We start from the raw sequence: 18468 nt of genomic DNA, 5'->3' as shown, positions 1-18468 counted from the left end.
AACCTGCGCAGGATTCGACTTAGCACATCCTCACCTCACAAGCATGGTCAAATGACCCGCCACATTTCAAAAATGTTAATAACCTTCTGCGTAATTGTTATTTTGTGGCCTTAAGGCTATCCCCTACAGTGGCGAAACAGAAACAACAATAATCACATCGCACATTTGGGGCCGCACCATGCACGCTAAAAAAACCTTTTTCGCCAGAACCGCATCTGCGCTGGCGCTGACATTCGCCGCCTTTTACAGCCAGGCAGAGGCGTTACCGACACTAAGTCTCGATTACGCTTACTACGCCCCGGAAAGTCTGATCGTTAAGAAAAATCATTGGCTGGAAGATGAATTAAAACCGCAGGGGACGGAAGTGCGCTGGGTATTATCGCGCGGTTCAAATAACTCGCTGGAGTTCCTGAACAGCGGCTCAACCCAGTTTGCGCTCACCTCCAGTATCTCGGCGTTTGTCAGCCGCACCAACGGCCAGCCGGTGAAAGCGGTATACAGTTATCTTTGGTACGTTCCGAGCCTGCTGCTCATTCAAAAGGATTCACCGCTGAAATCCATTGATGAACTGAAAGGCAAGAAAATTGCCGCGACCAAAGGCACCGATCCCTATTTCTTCCTGCTGCGGGCGCTGGAAGCGAACCATCTCAAGCCGAGCGATGTGAACATTGTTCATCTTCAGCATCCTGATGGACGTACCGCCCTGGAGCAGGGGCGCGTTGACGCCTGGGCCGGGCTGGATCCGCATATGGCGGCGGGGCAACTGGCAGGAGATAAGGTGCTCTATAGCAACGATAAATTTGGTGTCGCGGCGTTCCTCAATACCAACGAGAAATTCCTTGCGGAACATCCCGACACGGTCAAACAGGTGATTGCCGCTTACGACAAAGCGCGCCAGTGGATCATCGCCAACCCGGACGAAGCGGTGAAAGTGATTGCCGCAGAAACCAAACTGCCGGAACCGGTTATCAAACTTCAGCTCAGCCGTTATGACCTGACCAAACCGATTCCCGGCGACGCGCATCTGAATGCCATCAAACCGGTCATCCCTCTGCTACAGCAGGACAAAATTTTGCGTTCCGGTACCGATCCTGATAAGGCGCTGAGCACGCTGGTGGATAGCGCGCTGGCTAAGCAGGTTGTGGGGGAATAAGTCTATGTCCGATATCTTGCGGGGGACGAAGGTTAAATCGCCACGACGATTTCGCGTTAAGCGCTATAACCTGCGCGGCTGGGCGCTGCCGATTCTGGCGGCGCTGGCGGTGGAGATCATCGTGCGGCTGGGGATTATCCCGGCGTGGGTGATGCCGCCTCCGGAAGAGCTTTTCTACAGCTTTGTCGAGCTGGCGCAGGGGGAACTCTGGCAGCATATTCTGGCCAGTTCTCTGCGCGTGCTGGCAGGCTTTACCATCGGCGCGTCGCTCGGCGTGCTGGTGGGATCGCTGGTGGGGTTAAGCCGCAGCCTCGAAAGCTGGCTCGACCCAACATTTCAGGCGCTGCGCGCAGTGCCCAGCCTCGCATGGGTGCCGTTGCTGCTTATCTGGATGGGTATCGATGAAAGCGCCAAAATCACGTTGATCGCCATTGGCGCGTTCTTCCCGGTTTATCTCAATCTGGTGGCGGGCATTCGCAATGTCGACCGTAAATTGATTGAACTCGGCACGCTCTATCGCCTGAGCGGTGCGCAACTCATCCGCCGAATTATTCTTCCTGCCGCGCGGCCTTATCTTTTTACCGGGCTGCGCAGTGGGCTGTCGATGTCCTGGCTTTGTGTGGTAGCGGCAGAGCTGCTGGCGGCGACGCAGGGTGTCGGCTATCTGCTGACCGATGGTCGGGAAAACTCGCGCCCGGACCTGGTGCTGGTGGCGATTATTACGCTTGCGATGATGGGCAAACTCTCCGATAGCCTGCTGAAAAAACTGGAAAACCGCATGATGACCTGGCGGGATAACTACGAAGGAGGTCGTTAATCATGGGGGCAATTTTACAGCTTGAGCACATTGAGAAAAGCTTTGCCGAACGCACTATTTTGCGCGATATCCACATTCGCCTGGACGAGGGCGAAATCGTCAGCCTGCTGGGTGCCAGCGGCTGCGGCAAAAGTACGCTGCTGCGAATTGCTGCCGGGCTGGACACGGATTATCGCGGACGTTGCCTGTATGGCGAAGAGCAGAGCACCCGCCAGGATCACCGTGTCGGCGTGGTGTTTCAGGAGGCGCGTCTGTTCCCGTGGCTGACCATTGAACAAAATATTGGCTTTGAAGATGACAACCGCGCCGATGAGGCCTGGGTGACGCAGTTGCTCAACGATGTCGGCCTCAGCAGCCATCGCGGCAAGCTGCCCAAACAGCTCTCCGGCGGACAGGCACAGCGCGTGGCGATTGCACGCGGGCTGTACGGGCGCCCGAAGATTTTACTGATGGATGAACCCTTTAGTGCCGTTGACCCGTTTACGCGCATGAACCTGCAAAACCTGGTGCTCAATCTGGCGCGCCAATACGGGATTGCGGTGCTGCTGGTGACCCACGATCTGGATGAAGCGTTTTATCTCAGCGACCGGGTGGTCATTTTAGGCGGCGAACCGGGGCGTGTGCTGCGTGATGTCGCGGTTTCGCTCCCGCATCCGCGTGACCGTAACGCCAGTGAGCTCGCCAGCTATCGCAAGAGCGCGCTGGATTTACTGGTCAGTCACCACGCCGTTTCCTGAATCCTTTTCATGCATTTCTTACCTTTTATCGCCGTGTTGCGAGGGGAGCCCCTTGATGAAAAAACAGATACGACTGAATGCTTTTGAGATGAATTGCGTCGGGCATCAGGCTTCCGGGCTGTGGCGACATCCGCGCGATCGCGCCTGGCAGTATAAAGATCTCGCCTACTGGACAGAGCTTGCCCGCCTGCTGGAGAAAGGGCTGTTTGATGGCCTGTTTATCGCCGATGTGATTGGTTATTACGATGTTTATGGCGGTAACACTGAGGCTGCATTGCGTGATGCGGCGCAGATCCCGCTCAACGATCCCTTACAGCTGATCGCGCCTGTTGCCATGGTTACCGAACATCTGGGAATAGGCGTCACCATTTCGACCAGCTATGAGCATCCTTACACTTTTGCCCGCCGTCTGGCGACGGCCGATCATCTTTCCGGCGGTCGCGTGGGCTGGAATATCGTGACCTCTTATCTCGACAGCGGCGCGCGCAATACCGGGCAACAGGCGTTGCTGGAACATGACGCCCGTTACCAGCGCGCCGACGAGTATATGGAAGTGGTGTATAAGCTGCTGGAAGGCAGTTGGGAGCAGGATGCGGTGGTGCGCGACAAGGAAAAGGGCATTTTTGCCCATCCAGAGAAAGTGCATCCCATTCGTCACCACGGTGAACATTTTCGCGTGCCGGGCGTGCAGATGAGTGAACCCTCGCCCCAGCGCACGCCGCTGCTATTCCAGGCCGGTTCGTCCGGCGCGGGCGTCAATTTTGCGTCTCGTCACGCCGAGAGTGTGTTTGTGAATTCTCACACCCTTAGCGGCCTGAAGAGTTATGTCGCTTCCCTGCGCGAGCAGGTTATCGCCAATGGGCGACAGGGTAACGATGTGCTGGTCTACACCCTGGTGACGGTGATTGTGGAAGAGACCGACGAAAAAGCACAGCAAAAATATGAAGAGTATCAACGCTATATCTCACGCCCCGGCGCGCTGGCGTTGATCTCGGGCTGGACGGGTCTTGATCTCGCTGCGCTGCCGCATGATGTGCCGTATCCGCAATTACCGGAACCGGCTTCAGGGCTGGTGGCGCGTTTTGCCGCGGGCGACACCTCGTGGACGCTAAACGATCTTGCTGATTATGGCGCTATCGGCGGCCTGGGGCAGGTCTTCGTGGGATCGGCATCAACCGTCGCGGACAAGCTTCAGCTGTGGGTCGAAGAGACCGATATCGATGGCTTCAACCTTTCGTATGTGGTGGCGCATGAAACCTTTAATGATGTGGTGAAGTGGCTGGTGCCGGAGCTTCAAAGGCGCGGCGTTTACCGAACGCATTACCCCAAGGGAAAAACGCTGCGGGAAAAAATGTTTGGCCGGGGGCCGCTGCTGCCGGAAAACCACCCGGCGCACGCCTACCGCGATCCTGCCCGCTATACCGACAACGTCAAGCAAGAGGTAAAACAATGACCGCATTCTGGACGCTACAGACCAATGATAACGATCCGCAATACGCCGCGCTGGCGGAAACCTTTCGCCCGGTATTTGCGCGGATTCGCGAAGGTGCACAGGCCCGTGAGCAGCAGCGAGAACTGCTGTTTGAACCGCTACAGTGGCTCAAAGCCGTGCGCTTCGGCGCGCTGCGCGTGCCTGTCTCGGCGGGAGGCTATGGGGCCAGCTTGCCACACTTTTTTGCGCTGCTGACTGAGCTTTCTGCCGCCGATTCCAATATCACTCAGGCGTTGCGAGGGCATTTCGGCTTTGTCGAAAGCGTACTGGCGTCTACGGATGTCGGGAAACAATCGCGCTGGTTTACCCGACTTTCTCAGGGAGATTGGGTCGGCAACGCCTGGAGTGAGCCGGGTGATGCGAAGCAGGGGACGTTCACAACTCAGATTGTGCGTGAGGGCGAACACTATCGCCTGAACGGTAAAAAATATTACACCACCGGTTCGCTGTATGCCGACTGGATCAACACCGGCGTCAGCGATGAGCAGGGCGTGTGGGTCAATGTGGTGGTGAATCGCCATGCGGATGGGGTGACGGTAGAAGATGACTGGGACGGTTTTGGTCAGCGCCTCACCGCCAGCGGCACCACGCTGTTTGCCGATGCACCCGTGCTGGCAGAAGAGTTGACGCGCCATGAATCGGCGACGTCCTACGATCCTGCGTTCTATCAACTGGTGCATCTCGCGACATTAACCGGCATTGGTCTGGCGGCGGCGCAGGATGTGGCACAGGCGGTACGTACCCGCACGCGGAGCTACTCCCACGGCAACGGCCCGCGCGCGGCACAGGACCCGCAAATCTTGCAGGTCGTGGGTGAGGTTTACAGTGCTGTGTATGGCGCAAATGCCATTGTGGCGCAGGGTGCACGCGCCTTGCAGCAGGCGTTTGAGGCTATCGGACATGCCGAGGCGGCGGACAACGCCAATCAACAGGCGGAACTGGAGATCGCCCAGGGGCAAACGGTGGTGTCTGCGTTAATTCTGGATGCGGTAACGCGACTCTTTGATGCCCTTGGCGCATCGGCAACGTCCTCTGCACAGGGATTAGATCGCTATTGGCGTAATGCGCGCACGCTGGTTTCGCATAACCCGCGCGTTTATAAGGCGCGCATCGTAGGGGATTACGCCGTGAACGGCACTCCGCCGGGGTATCAGTGGCGAATTGGTACGGCATGATTGATTGCCGGGGGCGCTGCGCTTGCCCGGCCTACAACGGCTCAACCCCCCGTAGGCCTGATAAGCGCAGCGCATCAGGCGCAGTTCGGCACCGTTGCCGGGGGCGCTGCGCTTGCCCGGCCTACAACGGATGAAGTCCCCGTAGGCCTGATAAGCGCAGCGCATCAGGCAAGGACAGCAACCACCAAGAGAACAGAAGCATGTCAGCAGAAAACGATACACAGCGCATACCTCGCGCTCACCTTATTCAAAGCGATGATGAAGCGATAGCCATCGCTCATGAAATCGCGGCATATCTGCAAACGGGCGCATCGGAACGTGACCAGACAGGGATTGTGCCTCCTGAGGTTGTTGATACATTTTCCAACAGCGGGCTATGGGGAATTACCGTTCCCCGCCGGTGGGGCGGAGCGGAAGTCTCTGCCGTGACGCTTGCGAAGGTGATTGCCATTATTTCGGCGGCAGATCCCTCGCTGGGGCAGATTCCCCAGAATCATTACTGTCTGCTGGAAGACATTCGTTTGCAGGGGAGCGACGATCAGCAGCAATTCTTTTTTTCCCTTGTGTTACAGGGCTACCGCTTCGCCAATGCGCTTTCGGAAACGGGCGGAAAAACGGTGCAGGATATCCAGACCCGCTTGACGCGCACGCCCGAAGGTTTACGTATTAACGGACGAAAAGGTTACTGCACCGGCTCGCTGTATGCCCACTGGCTGGGTGTGCTGGCACTGGATGAAGAGGGACTAACACAACTGGCGTTCGTACCACGCAATACCCCCGGTCTGACGGTAATCAATGACTGGCAGTGCATCGGACAACGTAATACGTCCAGCGGTACCGTTCTGGCAGAGAATCTGGCGGTAGAGGCGTTTCATCTGATTCCCTCCTGGAAATCTTATGCTACGCCGACTCTTGCCGGGCCGTTTGCCCAGTTGACGACGGCCGCGATCGATGCAGGGATTGCTCGTGCCGCGCTCAATGATACCGTGCAGTTTGTCACGACCTTTGCCCGCCCGTGGATTGACGCGGGAGTGGAACAGGCAGGAGACGATCCCCTTACCATTTATCAGATTGGCGCACTGGATAGCCGACTTGCCGCCGCCGATGCACTGCTCGAGAAAGCAGGAGAAGTGCTCGATCTTTATAAACATGATCTTAGTGAAGAGACCGTTGCCCAGGCTTCTGTTGCCGTCGCGCGCGCCAAAATATTTACCACCGAAGCCGCGCTGGAAGCGACGGGTCGCCTGTTTGAACTGGGTGGCACGCGTTCAACGCACCCGCGTTATAACTTCGATCGCCACTGGCGTAATGGCCGCGTTCATACGCTACACGACCCGGTGCGATGGAAGTATCACCTGCTCGGTAATTGGGTGCTGAACGGTAAGCGCCCACCGCGTCACGACTGGAACTGAGGAGCGCGAAATGCTGGCGTTTCTCGCGCAAATTGACTGGCCCGACGTGGCTGAAGCCGGTATCGATACGTTGACGATGTTGGCCTGGGCGTTGGGCTTTACGGTGCTGATTGGCTTGCCGCTGGGTGTGATTCTCTATCTTACTGGACAGCCGCGTTTGCTCTACGCGCCGTTGCTGCATCGCACGTTGTCGTTACTGGTGAACATAATGCGATCGCTGCCGTTCATCATTTTGCTGATTGTGATGATCCCGCTCACCACGCTGATAACCGGAACCTCGCTGGGTGTACAAGGCACGATCCCTCCGCTCGTTGCCGGATGTGCGCCGTTTTTTGCCCGCCTGGTTGAAACCTCGCTGCGCGAAGTGGATCACGGCCTGGTAGAGGCAAGTTGGGCGATGGGGGGCAATACCTGGCAACTCATCTGGCATACCCTGCTGCCGGAGTCGCGGCCCGGTTTGATAGCGGCTGTCACGGTCACCGCCATTGTGCTGGTTGATTACACCTCCATGGCTGGCGTTATTGGCGGCGGTGGGTTGGGGGATTTAGCCATTCGCTTTGGTTATCAACGTTTTCAAACAGACGTGATGGTGGTGACGGTCGTGCTACTGATTGCGTTAGTGCAGATTTTACAAATGAGCGGTGACCGTCTGGTACGCCGAATGAGTCGAAAATAGAATATTTAACGGATTGATAAAAATGAAAAAAACATTAATTGCCAGCCTGCTGGCGCTGTTTTCTGTCTCTGCGCTGGCGAATGAAACCTTAACGGTGGGCGCCACGCCGGTGCCGCACGCCGAGATTCTGGAATTTGTAAAACCGGAACTGGCGAAGCAGGGCGTGGATTTAAAGATTAAAGTGTTTAATGACTTTATTCAGCCGAACCAGCAATTGGCCGAGAAAAATCTCGATGCCAACTACTATCAATATCGTCCATTCCTCGATGATTACAATAAAACCCGTCACACCAATCTGGTGCCGGTTGTGGGGGTGCACATTGAACCGTTCGGCGCGTATTCGAGTAAATATAAGAGCGTGAAAGATCTGCCTGAGGGGGCCACTATCGCCATTCCTAACGATCCGGTTAATACGGGGCGTGCGCTGGTGTTACTCAGTGAAGCGGGTCTGATTACCCTGAAAAATCCGCAGGATCCGCAGTCAGCGGAAAAAGATATTACCGCCAATCCGCATCACTTTAAAATTCGCCCGCTTGAAGGCGCAATGCTGGCACGCGCAGTAAACCAGGTTGACCTTGCTTTTATCTTTGCGAACTATGCACTGGAAGCCGGTATTGATACCGATAAAGCGTTAATTGTTGAAAAGGGAAAAAGTCTGTACGTCGAATATCTGGTGGCACGTCCGGACGATGTTAACGATCCCGGTATCCAGAAACTGGCAAAAGCGCTTAATTCCCCGGAAGTCCGTCAGTTTATCCTGACGCGCTATCAGGGAAAAATCATGCCTGGGTTTTAAGAGGGTACTCGGATGAGCGTGACACAATCGACGCCCGAAATACAACTTCGCGGCGTTAGCAAAACCTATGCTAATGGGGTGAAAGCCCTGGATAATATCGAACTGGATATTTATGCCGGAGACATTTTTGGCATCATTGGCCGCAGTGGCGCGGGGAAATCGACGTTACTGCGTTTGTTTAACGGCCTTGAGCAGGCCGACAGTGGCGATATCACTATTCATGGTGTGTCTGTTACAGGTAAACGGTCACAATTGCGCGATTTACGTCGCCGCGTGGCGATGATATTTCAGCACTTTAATTTGATGTCGACCAAAACGGTGGCGCAGAACGTTGAGCTGCCGCTGCGTATGGCCGGAATACCTGCACAAGAACGCCGGCAACGGGTGGACGAGATTTTGCGCCTGGTAGGCCTGGAATCACTTCGTGACAGCTGGCCGTCACGGCTTTCTGGCGGGCAAAAGCAGCGAGCCGGTATTGCTCGCGCCCTGGTCATGCAGCCGGAAATCCTGCTTTGTGATGAAGCCACTTCAGCGCTGGACCCAGAAAATACCCTCGCGGTGCTAACACTGCTGAAAGAGATCAATCAGCGGCTTGGGCTGACTATCATTCTGATTACCCACGAAATGGACGTGATTCGCACACTCTGCGATCGGGTGGCGGTTATTGAGAAAGGGCAAATCGTCGAGCAGGGGGAGGTGTGGCGTGTCTTTGGCGATCCGCAGCACGCGGTGACCCGAGGGATGCTCGGAACGTTGCATCATGGCCGCGCAGAAAGCGGTACTCAGGTGGAGGACGGTCAGCAACTTATTACTCTGCATTTTAATGGTGTCAGCGGGCTGGAGCCTGATCTCCAGCACATTACTCGCGTGCTGGGAGGTAACGCTCGGTTGGTTTACAGCAGTTGTGAGCCGATTCAGGGCCGGGTTGTCGGGCAGCTAAAAATTCGACTGGATACGCCGATGACGCGGGAGGTGTTGCGCCTGGCGGAGCAGGTAGCAGACAGGATTGCCATTCACGAATAGCGCGGCATTGACCGTCGTCCCAGGAGGTGACGCGGTCAATCAGTTAGCAAGGTGAGCGCACAGCTCATTCCAGTAGGTTTCGCGGATAAGACGTTTCTCAGCGTGCTTTGTCACGAAACCACTCCGGCTCAATATTGGCGACATCCACACCGTACAGGCTCGCGACCGGAAGCACCGATTCAATAATGCGCTCCACATTATGTTCATCTGACCCCAGCCATATTTGTTGCAGGCGCTGCAAAAGCGCTGTTAGCAATATTTTCATTCTTTTCTCCAACGTCATTTTAACCGTATAAAAACAGTAAACTCCCTTCCTTTAAAAAGATGAAATAACAATATTGGCTGACCTTTTGCGATAACTGGCATTAGATTTTGTTAATTCATTTACCTTCATATAACAATGTTTTCACTAATATTTTTTTGCTCTTGATAATAAAGATTCGTTATTTGGTGAGAGGGAAAGCTTATGGGAGCGTAACAGCACACAACAAAAACAGGGATATCGGAGAAAAACTATGGCACTGAAATTACATACCGCACAGACGCTGGCAATATTTGTCGGGCTGGCCGTCAGTACACTGGCGGCTATTCCGGCGCAGGCCGATCAGCTGGCAGATATTAAAGCCAAAGGCGTGGTGAAAGTGGCAACCTTTGACGCCAATCCACCGTTTGGCTCCGTCGATGCCAAAACCCATGAGCTGGTGGGGTATGACATTGATTTTGCTAAAGCACTGGCAAAATCACTGGGCGTGAAACTGGAACTGGTGGCGACCAACCCGGCTAACCGCATTCCGCTGCTGCAATCGGGCAAGGCAGACCTCATCGTTGCGGATATCACCATTACCCCGGAACGTGCGCAGGTAATTGATTTCTCAACGCCTTATTTCGTGACCGGCCAGCAGTTCCTGGTGCCAGCGGCGTCTGGCGATAAACTGGATGATTACAGCAAAGCGCGCATTGGTGCGGTAAAAGGCACTACCGGCGAACAGACGTTGCATCAGCGTTATCCGCAGGCGCGCGTGCTTTCCTATGACGATATTCCGCTGGCGCTTACCGCACTGCGCAACGGCAATGTTCAGGCGATAACGCAGGACAGTACCATTCTGGCGGGGCTGCTGGGAGAAGCGCCGGATAAAGCGAAATTCAAAATTATCCCGGATTTACTGAGCAAAGAAGAGATTGGCGTCGGCGTAAAAAAAGGCGAACCCGCGCTGTTAAAAGCGGTGAATGATGAACTGGTGAGTCTGGAAAAATCGGGCGAAGCGGTGAAAATTTACGACACCTGGTTTGGCCCGGCGACAAAAGCGCCACAGCCACGTTCCTTTACCATAGAAGCAAAATAATATGTTGTCGGCGTTATTCTCTCGTTCCGCGGCGAAGGCCGCGGATTTCTCTCATCTTCAGCAAGCGAGCGTGCAGTTTCGTCAGGCGGTGAAAAGCTATGGCGACCATCGTGTGCTGAACGGTATCGATTTAACCATTAATGCCGGGGAAGTCGTGGCGATTTTGGGGCCATCAGGCTCAGGGAAATCGACGCTGATTCGCCTCATCAACCAGCTGGAAAATCTGAGCGATGGTGAAATTCTGATTGATGGTAAAGCGACCTCTCAGCTCACGGGAAACGCACTGCGTCAGTTACGCAGCCGGATTGGCTTTGTTTTTCAGCAATTTAACCTCTACGCCCACCTGACGGCTCAACAAAATATCATGCTGGCGCTGGAGAAAGTGCATGGCTGGTCACATGCCAAAGCCGAAACCAGGGCGCTGGAACTGCTGCGCAAGGTCGGGCTGGAAGAGAAAGCTGACCATATGCCGTCGCAGCTTTCCGGCGGCCAGCAACAACGCGTCGCGATTGCCCGCGCACTCTCATCCTCACCGCAAATAATTTTATTCGATGAACCGACGTCGGCGCTGGATCCCGAAATGATCGGCGAAGTGTTGCAGGTCATGCAGTCGCTGGCACACAGCGGCATTACGATGATTGTGGTGACGCATGAAATGCAGTTTGCGCGTGAAATCGCTGACCGGGTGGTGTTTATCGATGGTGGTGATGTGCTGGAAGTCGCGCCGCCGGCGACGTTCTTTGCGCGGCCACAGCATCCCCGCGCCGTGCAGTTCCTGCAAAAAGTGCTCGATCCGCTGCATCAGGAGCGTGCCGAGTGACTCACTTGCTTGACTGGCAGGGCGTGCTGACCGGGCAGCCTTTGCAATGGATCCTTTCCGGTTTTCTGACCACCTTGTGGGTGACGCTGGCAGGCATTGTGCTGGCGAGCCTGCTCGCAATTCTGTTTCTGGCGCTGCGTTTGTCGGGGGGGCGCGCGGGGCGTGGGGTCACTGCCGCGTGGGTGTCGCTGTTTCGCAATACGCCACTGCTGGTGCAGTTGCTATTCTGGTATTTCGCCGCCTGGAATCTGCTGCCGCAGGGCATGCGGGATTTCGTCAATGACGACCACGCCTGGTCTACTCTGCCGGGTAATGTCTGGTGGCTCACACCGGAGTTTCTCTGTTCTGCATGGGGGCTTGGCGTATTTACTTCGGCGTTCTTGATTGAAGAGGTGGCATCTGGGCTGCACAGCGTGTCGAATGGTCAGCGGGAGGCGGCACTGGCTCAAGGGTTTAGCTCATGGGGAATGTTGCAGCATATTCTGCTACCGCAGGGGCTGGCGAATGCCTGGCAACCGATCGTGGGGCAGTATCTCAATCTGATGAAACTCTCTTCCCTTGCGAGTGGCATCGGCTTTGCTGAACTGACTTATCAGGTACGACAAATCGAGAGCTATAACGCCCATGCGCTGGAAGCCTTTGCTGTTGGCACGGTGCTGTATCTCATCACCGGAGTTGTGTTGGGATTTCTGTTCACGCGTATCGGCCCGCCGCCAGTGGGAACCGCAAAAAGGGTGAAAAAGGTTTCGCTGAGTATCGCCGGGAGAGTTGAAGATGGACGCTAATCTGGCGGTTATTATTGATAATCTGGATTATTTACTCTGGGGCCGATTGATGGACGGCGAACCGGGCGGCGTGGTATTGACGTTGATGATGGCGTTGGGGGCCGGGGTGCTGGCGCTGCCCGGCGGCATTGTCCTTGCCTGCCTGGCATGGCGCTATGGCGGTGTGGTACGCAAGTTACTCTATCTGTGGGCGGAAATTATTCGCGGCATCCCGCTGATTTTCGTCATCTTCTGGCTCTGGTATCTGTTACCCATGTTGACCGGCAGTGACTTGCCAGGTGCTTTGACGGTCACGTTGGCCCTGGCCTGGTTTACGGCCGCATCGGTGATGCATTCGGTACTGGCGGGGCTTCGCGCGCTTTCAGCCGGGCAATATGAAGCCGCATTGACGCAAGGTTTTAGCGCGGGGCAGAGTTTGCGTTTTATCCTCCTGCCGCAGGTGCTGAAAAATGTTATGCCGTCATTGCTGGGGATATTCATCGGCCTGCTGAAAGATACATCGCTGGCCTTTATCGTTAACGTGCCGGAACTGACCACCGTCGCGGGGCAGGTGAACAATCGGGTGCAAATCTACCCGATGGCGATATTTATCTTTGTCGGTCTGGTGTACTACCTGCTGTGTGCCGCGCTGGGGCTATTGGCGAAACGATGGCAATCCGGAAACTATTCGCCAACGTGATGAAAATACGCGCTTAATCCCAGCTTTGCGAGCTAACCCCCGGAAAATTGTCACATTACTGTCACAATCAAGCGGTGGGTTATCACGCAAAGAGGATTGAGGGATGAAAAAAGCCGTACTGGCCGTCGCGGTGGCGACGACACTATTAACCTCCGTTGCCGCGCAGGCAGAGACCTCCCCGGAGGGATACCAGCTTCAGCAGGTGTTGATTATGAGCCGACACAACCTGCGCGCGCCGCTCGCCAATAATGGCAGCGTGCTGGAACAATCCACCCCGCAAGGCTGGCCGGAATGGGATGTCCCTGGTGGGCAACTCACCACCAAAGGCGGCGTGCTGGAAATCTATATGGGCCATTACATGCGTGAATGGCTGGCGCAGCAGGGGATGGTGACCTCAGGCGAGTGCCCGACGGATAACACGGTATACGCGTATGCCAATAGCCTGCAACGCACGGTGGCGACAGCGCAATTCTTTATCACCGGGGCATTCCCGGGGTGTGATATTCCGGTTCATCATCAGGCTGCAATGGGGACCATGGACCCGACCTTTAACCCGGTGATCACCGTCGATTCTGCGCAGTTCAGCCAGCAGGCCGTGCAGGCAATGGAAAAAGAGCGCCAGCAAATGCATCTCGACGAGAGCTATAAACTGTTGGAGCAAATTGCCGACTACCGTCAGTCACCGAGCTGCAAAGAAAAACAGCAATGCGACCTGAACGGGGCCAAAGACAGTTTCAGCGCGCAATACCAGAAAGAGCCGGGTGTTTCCGGGCCGTTGAAGGTGGGCAACTCGCTGGTGGATGCCTTTACGTTGCAGTACTACGAGGGTTTCCCGCTCGATCAGGTGGCATGGGGTAAAATCAAGACTGACCAGCAGTGGCGTGTCTTATCACAGCTGAAGAACGGTTATCAGGACAGTCTCTTCACCTCGAAAGAGGTGGCGCAAAACGTTGCTGCGCCGCTGGTGAAATATATCAATAACGCGCTGGTTGCAGATGCAGATAAATCTGCCAAAGTGACGCTGATGGTCGGGCATGATTCCAATATCGCCTCGTTACTGACCGCGCTCGATTTCAAACCTTATCAGTTGCATGACCAGTATGAGCGTACCCCGATTGGCGGGAAAATCGTTTTCCAGCGCTGGCATGACGCGAAAGGAAACCGTGATTTGATGAAGATTGAGTACCTGTATCAAAGCACGAAGCAAATTCGTGACGCACAGGCGTTGACCCTGCAATCACCACCGCAGCGCGTGACGCTGGCGCTGGACGGTTGCCCGGTGGATGCTAACGGTTTCTGCCCGATGGAGACGTTTAAAGCGGTGATGAAGGACGCTGTGAAGTAGGAGAGGTTAGTTGTTTGCCCCTCACCCTAACTCTCCCCCCAAAGGGGCGAGGGGGCCTACCGAGCGCGGTGTGGCTTTCTTCCTCTCCCTGTGGGAGAGGGGCGGGGTGAGGGCGTCAGCGCGCAAGGACTCATCCATAACAAAAAGGCTCCCATCGGGAGCCTTTGTCATTCACACAGCACGTTCATCAAACGTTTTTACGTTCGATGGTCTGCTCGCCCCAGAAGAGCGAATCTTTATCGGTTTTACTGAACGCCAGGGCGAGGACTTCATCACTGCCTTCTTCCCAGATCTGTTCGGCCAGTTTTTCATCATATTTGGCCACCTCAAAAATCGCCTGGGCGATTTCCGGCGAGGTGTTGCGCAAGCTCGCCCATTCGTTAACGTGGTGAGCTTTTGCTTCTTGTGTTGGCATAGAAATCCTCCTGCTGAAGATTAACCTTTTAACTTAACCGCAAGGCCGGCGACATATTCACCCTGATAGCGGGCAATGGCGAGTTCTTCTTCGCTCGGCTGACGTGAGCCGTCGCCGCCCGCGATGGTGGTCGCGCCATAAGGCGTGCCGCCGCGAACCTGGGAGACATCAAATAATTCCTGTGCGCCGTAGCCGATAGGAACAATCACCATCCCATGATGAGCAAGCGTAGTCCATGTTGAGGTTATCGTCTGCTCCTGACCGCCGCCGGTGCCGGTAGAACTGAAGACGCTACCGATTTTGCCGTACAGCGCGCCAGAAGCCCACAGACCGCCGGTTTGATCAAGGAAAGTACGCATCTGCCCGGACATATTCCCGAAGCGAGTAGGGGTACCAAAGATGATGGCATCATATTCAGCCAGTTCCTGCGGCGTGGCAACCGGCGCGGTGTGCGTTTTCCCGCCCGCTTTAGCGAAAGCTTCCGGTGACATGGTTTCAGGTACGCGTTTGACGACAACTTCGGCGCCAGAAACCTTATTTGCACCCTCTGCGACAGCTTTGGCCATCGTCTCAATGTGTCCATACATGGAATAATAAAGCACCAGAACTTTTGCCATCTGCAACACTCCTCGGTTTATCGTTACACAGCTTTTCGCTGTCCTTCTTTAAAGATAAGCCGTGTCGACAGGAGTGCAAACTTTAGAACCATTTCTTTGATTTGTAACAATGACGCATGTGATTGAATGTAAAATAAAGATTCACTGTTAATGTTTTGAAATGATCTGACAAATTGACCTGCTCAGAAAGCAGCCTAACCAATATGTCAGCGTAGCTACGCGGGCAAAAACTGCCCGCGTTGACGTTAAAATGTCACTCCGCGTGTTTTAAGCCAGTGACGCGCACACACTTCCGAACAGGTACGAAAGTGAATATCAATTGTGAGTCTGCTGTCTCGGGTAACGTTAAACACGCTGGCAGGCCCATTGGCGTCATGATCGCTGACCAACAGATCGCCTGAGGCTGGTTTGTCACCTGATATCAATGTCCCAATGATGAACTCTCCATGCTCGTTAAGGCTGCAAATACACCCTGTTCTGGCACTGAAATGCAATACCACATTGCACAATTCGCTTCCTCCTGCGATCGCTCAGTTTACCGGGCGCAGAGTTGGAAAGAGAATGACATCGCGGATAGTGGCCGAGTCTGTAAAAAGCATCACCATTCTGTCGATCCCGATTCCCAGGCCAGCCGTGGGCGGTAATCCATATTCCAGCGCCGTGACGTAATCCGCGTCGTAATACATCGCTTCATCATCCCCTGCGTCTCTGGAGGCAACCTGAGCCATAAAACGTTCAGCCTGATCTTCGGCATCATTCAGTTCTGAGAAACCATTGCCAATTTCTCGTCCACCAATAAAGAATTCGAAGCGATCGGTTATCTCGGGATCGCTATCGTTACGCCGCGCCAGAGGTGAAACTTCGGCCGGATATTCGGTTATAAAGGTGGGTTGAATCAGATGGCTTTCAGCGACGACGTCAAAGATCTCCGTGATGAGGCGCCCATTCCCCCAGCTCTCCTCTGGCGTAATCGCCAGACGATGTGCCAGCGCTAACGTTTTCTCCGGTGAATTAAGCTCCTCCGGATGAATGTTATTGCCATATTTCACGATGGCTTCTTTCATGGTTAGCCGCGTAAAAGGTTTACCAAAGTCAAAAGCGTATTCGCCATAGGTCACCACAGTATCGCCTGTAACCTCCATGGCGACCTGGCGGAATAGCGCTTCGGTCAGGTCGATGAGATCGTTGTAGTCGGCATAAGCCATATAGAGTTCCATCATGGTGAACTCTGGGTTATGGCGCGGTGAAATGCCCTCATTGCGGAAGTTGCGGTTGATCTCGAAAACGCGTTCAAAGCCGCCAACCACCAGGCGTTTAAGATAGAGCTCAGGTGAGATGCGCAGGAACATATCCTGATTTAACGCATTATGACGCGTAATAAAGGGGCGCGCTGATGCACCGCCAGGAATAAGCTGCATCATCGGCGTTTCGACTTCCATAAAGTGCCGCGTATGCATAAAGTTGCGAATCACCGACATGATTCGTGAACGCACCTTGAAAGTGTGGCGCGTTTTTTCATTGGCGATAAGATCCAGATAACGTTGTCGATAGCGCCGCTCCTGGTCAGTTAGCCCATGAAATTTATCGGGTAAGGGTTTGACGGCTTTGGTGAGAAGACGCATCTCTTTGCAGTCGAGGGTCAGCTCACCTGTTTGTGTTTTAAACAACACGCCCGATGCACCGATAATATCGCCTTGATCGACCAACTTAAGAAGCGTGTCATATTTTCCGGCATTAAGATTCTTCTCGCTGATATAGAGCTGAATTCTTCCCCCCATATCCTGAAGCGTTAAGAACGACGCTTTACCCATCACCCGCCGGGTCATCAGTCGCCCTGCAACAGATACGCTAATTTTATGCTCGCAAAGTGCTTCGGCACTGAATGCATCATAGAGATGGTGCAGGGATTCCGATGTTGCATCACGACGGAAGTCGTTAGGAAAGGCGTTACCTGACTGACGAAGCTGCGCAAGCTTTTGTGTACGTACACTGACTTCGTCTTGTAAGGTTTGCTCGTTATCTGAAGTTTCCATCCTCATAGCCTCCTGGGCAGTAGTCGCTATCGCGTACTTTACTGCCAGGGTGAGCGTTATTGCAAGAAAAATGATCTCCATAAAGATCATTTCGGGTTTAATCTAGCCCTCATTTTTTTGCTCAGACTTTAACGCATCAATCAGCGCCTGTGCATGAAAATAGAAATCACGACGTTGAGAGGCGTTAAGTTCCGACAACGCCTGAGCCAGGTGGTGACGTTGTTCCGACTCACGCAAGATCCCCTGAATACCTTCTTTGTGAACCAGTTTCAGTACGGCTTCTTGTTCTTGTCGGTCGAGCGAATTGAATACCAGCATCCAGGCCATCTGTAGCGGTTCGCTTTGGGTGGGCTCGGCTCTGTTGACTTGATAAACCGGAGGGGCGTCATGAAGTGTAACAGAGGACTCGTCGCGATCCCCCCAGGCTAACCACTCGATGGTAACCCCTTCAAGTTCAGCGATTTTGGCTGCCACGCTAAGAGAGGGTTCCGTGCCCCGGGTGATGTAATTATTAAGGGTCGAGTAGGAGAGTTGCCAGGCTTTCGCCGCCGCCCGGGTGCTTCGACGACCAATCAGGTAGCGGAGCCTGTCCGCTAAAGAAATCAGTTCACCCTTCTCATCAATGTGCCGACCTTCATTACTCATTTTTATCCATCCATCGTCATTGAGCTCTGCGATTGGTTCACATAGAGATCATTAAAATACGATTTAAATCACAAAAACTGTGTTTAGTGCTTTTTGTTATCTCAAAAGAGATCAATGCTAGTGCCAACAGCATCATATTGAATTCACTCCATGGGGTTAACCCAAGGGGTAATTGCAGAGGGTAATCCAATTATGGTCACAAATGAAGATCGTGCTGACTGGCACAGAGTAGATATTGTTGCGGCACTCCATAAACAGGGGCTCTCGATTCGCGCGCTTTCCGTTCGTTCAGGTCTTAAGCCCGACACGCTCAAGAATGCGCTCTCACGTGCCTATCCAAAAGCGGAACGCATTATTGCTGATGCGCTGGGTCTCACACCGGAGAAAATCTGGCCCAGCCGTTATCCCAATATCGGGAACGCACCATCAAATCCCCCTTCATTAATGAATGAATCTCTTTCATACAAGGAGCGTCTTATGACGTAGCGAAACTTTCAGCGTAGAT

At 54.2% G+C, this 18468-nt stretch carries 20 protein-coding genes; 15 read left to right on the top strand and 5 right to left on the bottom strand.

The window, feature by feature from the left end:
- The first annotated feature begins 178 nt into the window (after positions 1-178).
- The 9 genes from ACOXYR_RS12770 (at position 179) to ACOXYR_RS12730 (ending at position 9281) form a co-directional block, all read left to right on the top strand.
- Positions 179-1153 (top strand): aliphatic sulfonate ABC transporter substrate-binding protein, encoded by a 975-nt coding sequence (locus tag ACOXYR_RS12770; RefSeq protein WP_113858507.1) that lies wholly within the window; start codon positions 179-181, stop codon positions 1151-1153.
- A 4-nt stretch (positions 1154-1157) separates the two neighbouring features.
- Positions 1158-1970 carry an ABC transporter permease gene (locus tag ACOXYR_RS12765; protein WP_189623567.1) on the top strand — a complete coding sequence of 271 codons (813 nt, stop codon included), beginning with the start codon at positions 1158-1160 and terminating at the stop codon, positions 1968-1970.
- Positions 1971-1972: 2 nt separating this feature from the next.
- On the top strand, positions 1973-2707 hold the full coding sequence (locus ACOXYR_RS12760; RefSeq protein WP_015964950.1) for an ABC transporter ATP-binding protein: 735 nt from the start codon (positions 1973-1975) through the stop codon (positions 2705-2707).
- A gap of 55 nt (positions 2708-2762) precedes the next feature.
- Positions 2763-4160 carry an LLM class flavin-dependent oxidoreductase gene (locus ACOXYR_RS12755; RefSeq protein WP_421355944.1) on the top strand — a complete coding sequence of 466 codons (1398 nt, stop codon included), beginning with the start codon at positions 2763-2765 and terminating at the stop codon, positions 4158-4160.
- Positions 4157-5374 carry an acyl-CoA dehydrogenase family protein gene (locus ACOXYR_RS12750; protein ID WP_421355945.1) on the top strand — a complete coding sequence of 406 codons (1218 nt, stop codon included), beginning with the start codon at positions 4157-4159 and terminating at the stop codon, positions 5372-5374. The genes ACOXYR_RS12755 and ACOXYR_RS12750 overlap by 4 nt, the downstream gene beginning before the upstream one ends.
- A gap of 200 nt (positions 5375-5574) precedes the next feature.
- Positions 5575-6786: an SfnB family sulfur acquisition oxidoreductase gene (locus ACOXYR_RS12745; RefSeq protein WP_421355946.1), complete on the top strand. Its 1212-nt coding sequence runs from the start codon at positions 5575-5577 to the stop codon at positions 6784-6786.
- Positions 6787-6796: 10 nt separating this feature from the next.
- Positions 6797-7462: a methionine ABC transporter permease gene (locus ACOXYR_RS12740; RefSeq protein WP_108474455.1), complete on the top strand. Its 666-nt coding sequence runs from the start codon at positions 6797-6799 to the stop codon at positions 7460-7462.
- 22 nt (positions 7463-7484) lie between these two features.
- Positions 7485-8258, top strand: coding sequence for a MetQ/NlpA family ABC transporter substrate-binding protein (locus ACOXYR_RS12735; RefSeq protein ID WP_421355947.1), 774 nt, complete (start codon positions 7485-7487; stop codon positions 8256-8258).
- A gap of 12 nt (positions 8259-8270) precedes the next feature.
- Positions 8271-9281, top strand: a complete 1011-nt coding sequence (locus ACOXYR_RS12730) for a methionine ABC transporter ATP-binding protein (protein ID WP_108474453.1) — start codon at positions 8271-8273, stop codon at positions 9279-9281.
- A 97-nt stretch (positions 9282-9378) separates the two neighbouring features.
- On the opposite strand, the gene ACOXYR_RS12725 is transcribed toward ACOXYR_RS12730, so the two are convergent.
- Positions 9379-9546 (bottom strand): hypothetical protein, encoded by a 168-nt coding sequence (locus ACOXYR_RS12725; protein WP_199538671.1) that lies wholly within the window; start codon positions 9544-9546, stop codon positions 9379-9381.
- Between the two features lie 250 nt (positions 9547-9796).
- Between ACOXYR_RS12725 and ACOXYR_RS12720 the strand changes: the two genes are divergently transcribed.
- The 5 genes from ACOXYR_RS12720 (at position 9797) to agp (ending at position 14253) form a co-directional block, all read left to right on the top strand.
- Positions 9797-10624, top strand: a complete 828-nt coding sequence (locus tag ACOXYR_RS12720) for an ABC transporter substrate-binding protein (protein WP_415727830.1) — start codon at positions 9797-9799, stop codon at positions 10622-10624.
- 1 nt (position 10625) lies between these two features.
- A complete protein-coding gene (locus tag ACOXYR_RS12715) occupies positions 10626-11444 on the top strand; it encodes an amino acid ABC transporter ATP-binding protein (RefSeq protein WP_350436517.1) in 819 nt (272 codons plus the stop codon).
- Complete coding sequence (locus ACOXYR_RS12710) at positions 11441-12229, top strand: amino acid ABC transporter permease (protein ID WP_108474450.1); 789 nt, start codon at positions 11441-11443, stop codon at positions 12227-12229. The genes ACOXYR_RS12715 and ACOXYR_RS12710 overlap by 4 nt, the downstream gene beginning before the upstream one ends.
- The gene (locus ACOXYR_RS12705; RefSeq protein WP_421355948.1) at positions 12219-12908 is read left to right on the top strand and encodes an amino acid ABC transporter permease; all 690 of its coding nucleotides are present in this window, start codon (positions 12219-12221) and stop codon (positions 12906-12908) included. The genes ACOXYR_RS12710 and ACOXYR_RS12705 overlap by 11 nt, the downstream gene beginning before the upstream one ends.
- A gap of 103 nt (positions 12909-13011) precedes the next feature.
- The gene (gene agp / locus ACOXYR_RS12700) at positions 13012-14253 is read left to right on the top strand and encodes a bifunctional glucose-1-phosphatase/inositol phosphatase (RefSeq protein ID WP_421355949.1); all 1242 of its coding nucleotides are present in this window, start codon (positions 13012-13014) and stop codon (positions 14251-14253) included.
- Between the two features lie 187 nt (positions 14254-14440).
- Here agp and ACOXYR_RS12695 read toward each other — a convergent pair whose 3' ends face one another.
- From ACOXYR_RS12695 to ACOXYR_RS12680, 4 genes are all read right to left on the bottom strand, one after another.
- Positions 14441-14668, bottom strand: coding sequence for a YccJ family protein (locus ACOXYR_RS12695; protein ID WP_015964936.1), 228 nt, complete (start codon positions 14666-14668; stop codon positions 14441-14443).
- A 20-nt stretch (positions 14669-14688) separates the two neighbouring features.
- Positions 14689-15285, bottom strand: a complete 597-nt coding sequence (gene wrbA, locus ACOXYR_RS12690; RefSeq protein ID WP_108474447.1) for an NAD(P)H:quinone oxidoreductase — start codon at positions 15283-15285, stop codon at positions 14689-14691.
- 530 nt (positions 15286-15815) lie between these two features.
- Complete coding sequence (lysS, locus tag ACOXYR_RS12685; RefSeq protein ID WP_421355950.1) at positions 15816-17324, bottom strand: lysine--tRNA ligase; 1509 nt, start codon at positions 17322-17324, stop codon at positions 15816-15818.
- Between the two features lie 96 nt (positions 17325-17420).
- Positions 17421-17963, bottom strand: coding sequence for an XRE family transcriptional regulator (locus ACOXYR_RS12680; RefSeq protein ID WP_421355951.1), 543 nt, complete (start codon positions 17961-17963; stop codon positions 17421-17423).
- Positions 17964-18155: 192 nt separating this feature from the next.
- Between ACOXYR_RS12680 and ACOXYR_RS12675 the strand changes: the two genes are divergently transcribed.
- Positions 18156-18449 (top strand): helix-turn-helix domain-containing protein, encoded by a 294-nt coding sequence (locus ACOXYR_RS12675; RefSeq protein WP_189623578.1) that lies wholly within the window; start codon positions 18156-18158, stop codon positions 18447-18449.
- Positions 18450-18468 lie beyond the last annotated feature (19 nt).

The sequence above is a fragment of the Pseudocitrobacter faecalis genome, from assembly GCF_965231525.1.
Classification (GTDB): domain Bacteria; phylum Pseudomonadota; class Gammaproteobacteria; order Enterobacterales; family Enterobacteriaceae; genus Pseudocitrobacter; species Pseudocitrobacter faecalis.
Note: the sequence above shows the minus strand (reverse complement) of the source record. Positions and strands in the feature narration are given on the sequence as shown.

Excerpts from the sequence above, each read along its gene's own strand:
- ACOXYR_RS12770 (WP_113858507.1), top strand. The coding sequence starts at position 179 with ATGCACGCTAAAAAAACCTTTTTCGCCAGAACCGCATCTGCGCTGGCG.
- ACOXYR_RS12765 (WP_189623567.1), top strand. The coding sequence starts at position 1,158 with ATGTCCGATATCTTGCGGGGGACGAAGGTTAAATCGCCACGACGATTT.
- ACOXYR_RS12760 (WP_015964950.1), top strand. The coding sequence starts at position 1,973 with ATGGGGGCAATTTTACAGCTTGAGCACATTGAGAAAAGCTTTGCCGAA.
- ACOXYR_RS12755 (WP_421355944.1), top strand. The coding sequence starts at position 2,763 with ATGAAAAAACAGATACGACTGAATGCTTTTGAGATGAATTGCGTCGGG.
- ACOXYR_RS12750 (WP_421355945.1), top strand. The coding sequence starts at position 4,157 with ATGACCGCATTCTGGACGCTACAGACCAATGATAACGATCCGCAATAC.
- ACOXYR_RS12745 (WP_421355946.1), top strand. The coding sequence starts at position 5,575 with ATGTCAGCAGAAAACGATACACAGCGCATACCTCGCGCTCACCTTATT.
- ACOXYR_RS12740 (WP_108474455.1), top strand. The coding sequence starts at position 6,797 with ATGCTGGCGTTTCTCGCGCAAATTGACTGGCCCGACGTGGCTGAAGCC.
- ACOXYR_RS12735 (WP_421355947.1), top strand. The coding sequence starts at position 7,485 with ATGAAAAAAACATTAATTGCCAGCCTGCTGGCGCTGTTTTCTGTCTCT.
- ACOXYR_RS12730 (WP_108474453.1), top strand. The coding sequence starts at position 8,271 with ATGAGCGTGACACAATCGACGCCCGAAATACAACTTCGCGGCGTTAGC.
- ACOXYR_RS12725 (WP_199538671.1), bottom strand. The coding sequence starts at position 9,546 with ATGAAAATATTGCTAACAGCGCTTTTGCAGCGCCTGCAACAAATATGG.
- ACOXYR_RS12720 (WP_415727830.1), top strand. The coding sequence starts at position 9,797 with ATGGCACTGAAATTACATACCGCACAGACGCTGGCAATATTTGTCGGG.
- ACOXYR_RS12715 (WP_350436517.1), top strand. The coding sequence starts at position 10,626 with ATGTTGTCGGCGTTATTCTCTCGTTCCGCGGCGAAGGCCGCGGATTTC.
- ACOXYR_RS12705 (WP_421355948.1), top strand. The coding sequence starts at position 12,219 with ATGGACGCTAATCTGGCGGTTATTATTGATAATCTGGATTATTTACTC.
- agp (WP_421355949.1), top strand. The coding sequence starts at position 13,012 with ATGAAAAAAGCCGTACTGGCCGTCGCGGTGGCGACGACACTATTAACC.
- ACOXYR_RS12695 (WP_015964936.1), bottom strand. The coding sequence starts at position 14,668 with ATGCCAACACAAGAAGCAAAAGCTCACCACGTTAACGAATGGGCGAGC.
- wrbA (WP_108474447.1), bottom strand. The coding sequence starts at position 15,285 with ATGGCAAAAGTTCTGGTGCTTTATTATTCCATGTATGGACACATTGAG.
- lysS (WP_421355950.1), bottom strand. The coding sequence starts at position 17,324 with ATGAGGATGGAAACTTCAGATAACGAGCAAACCTTACAAGACGAAGTC.
- ACOXYR_RS12680 (WP_421355951.1), bottom strand. The coding sequence starts at position 17,963 with ATGAGTAATGAAGGTCGGCACATTGATGAGAAGGGTGAACTGATTTCT.
- ACOXYR_RS12675 (WP_189623578.1), top strand. The coding sequence starts at position 18,156 with ATGGTCACAAATGAAGATCGTGCTGACTGGCACAGAGTAGATATTGTT.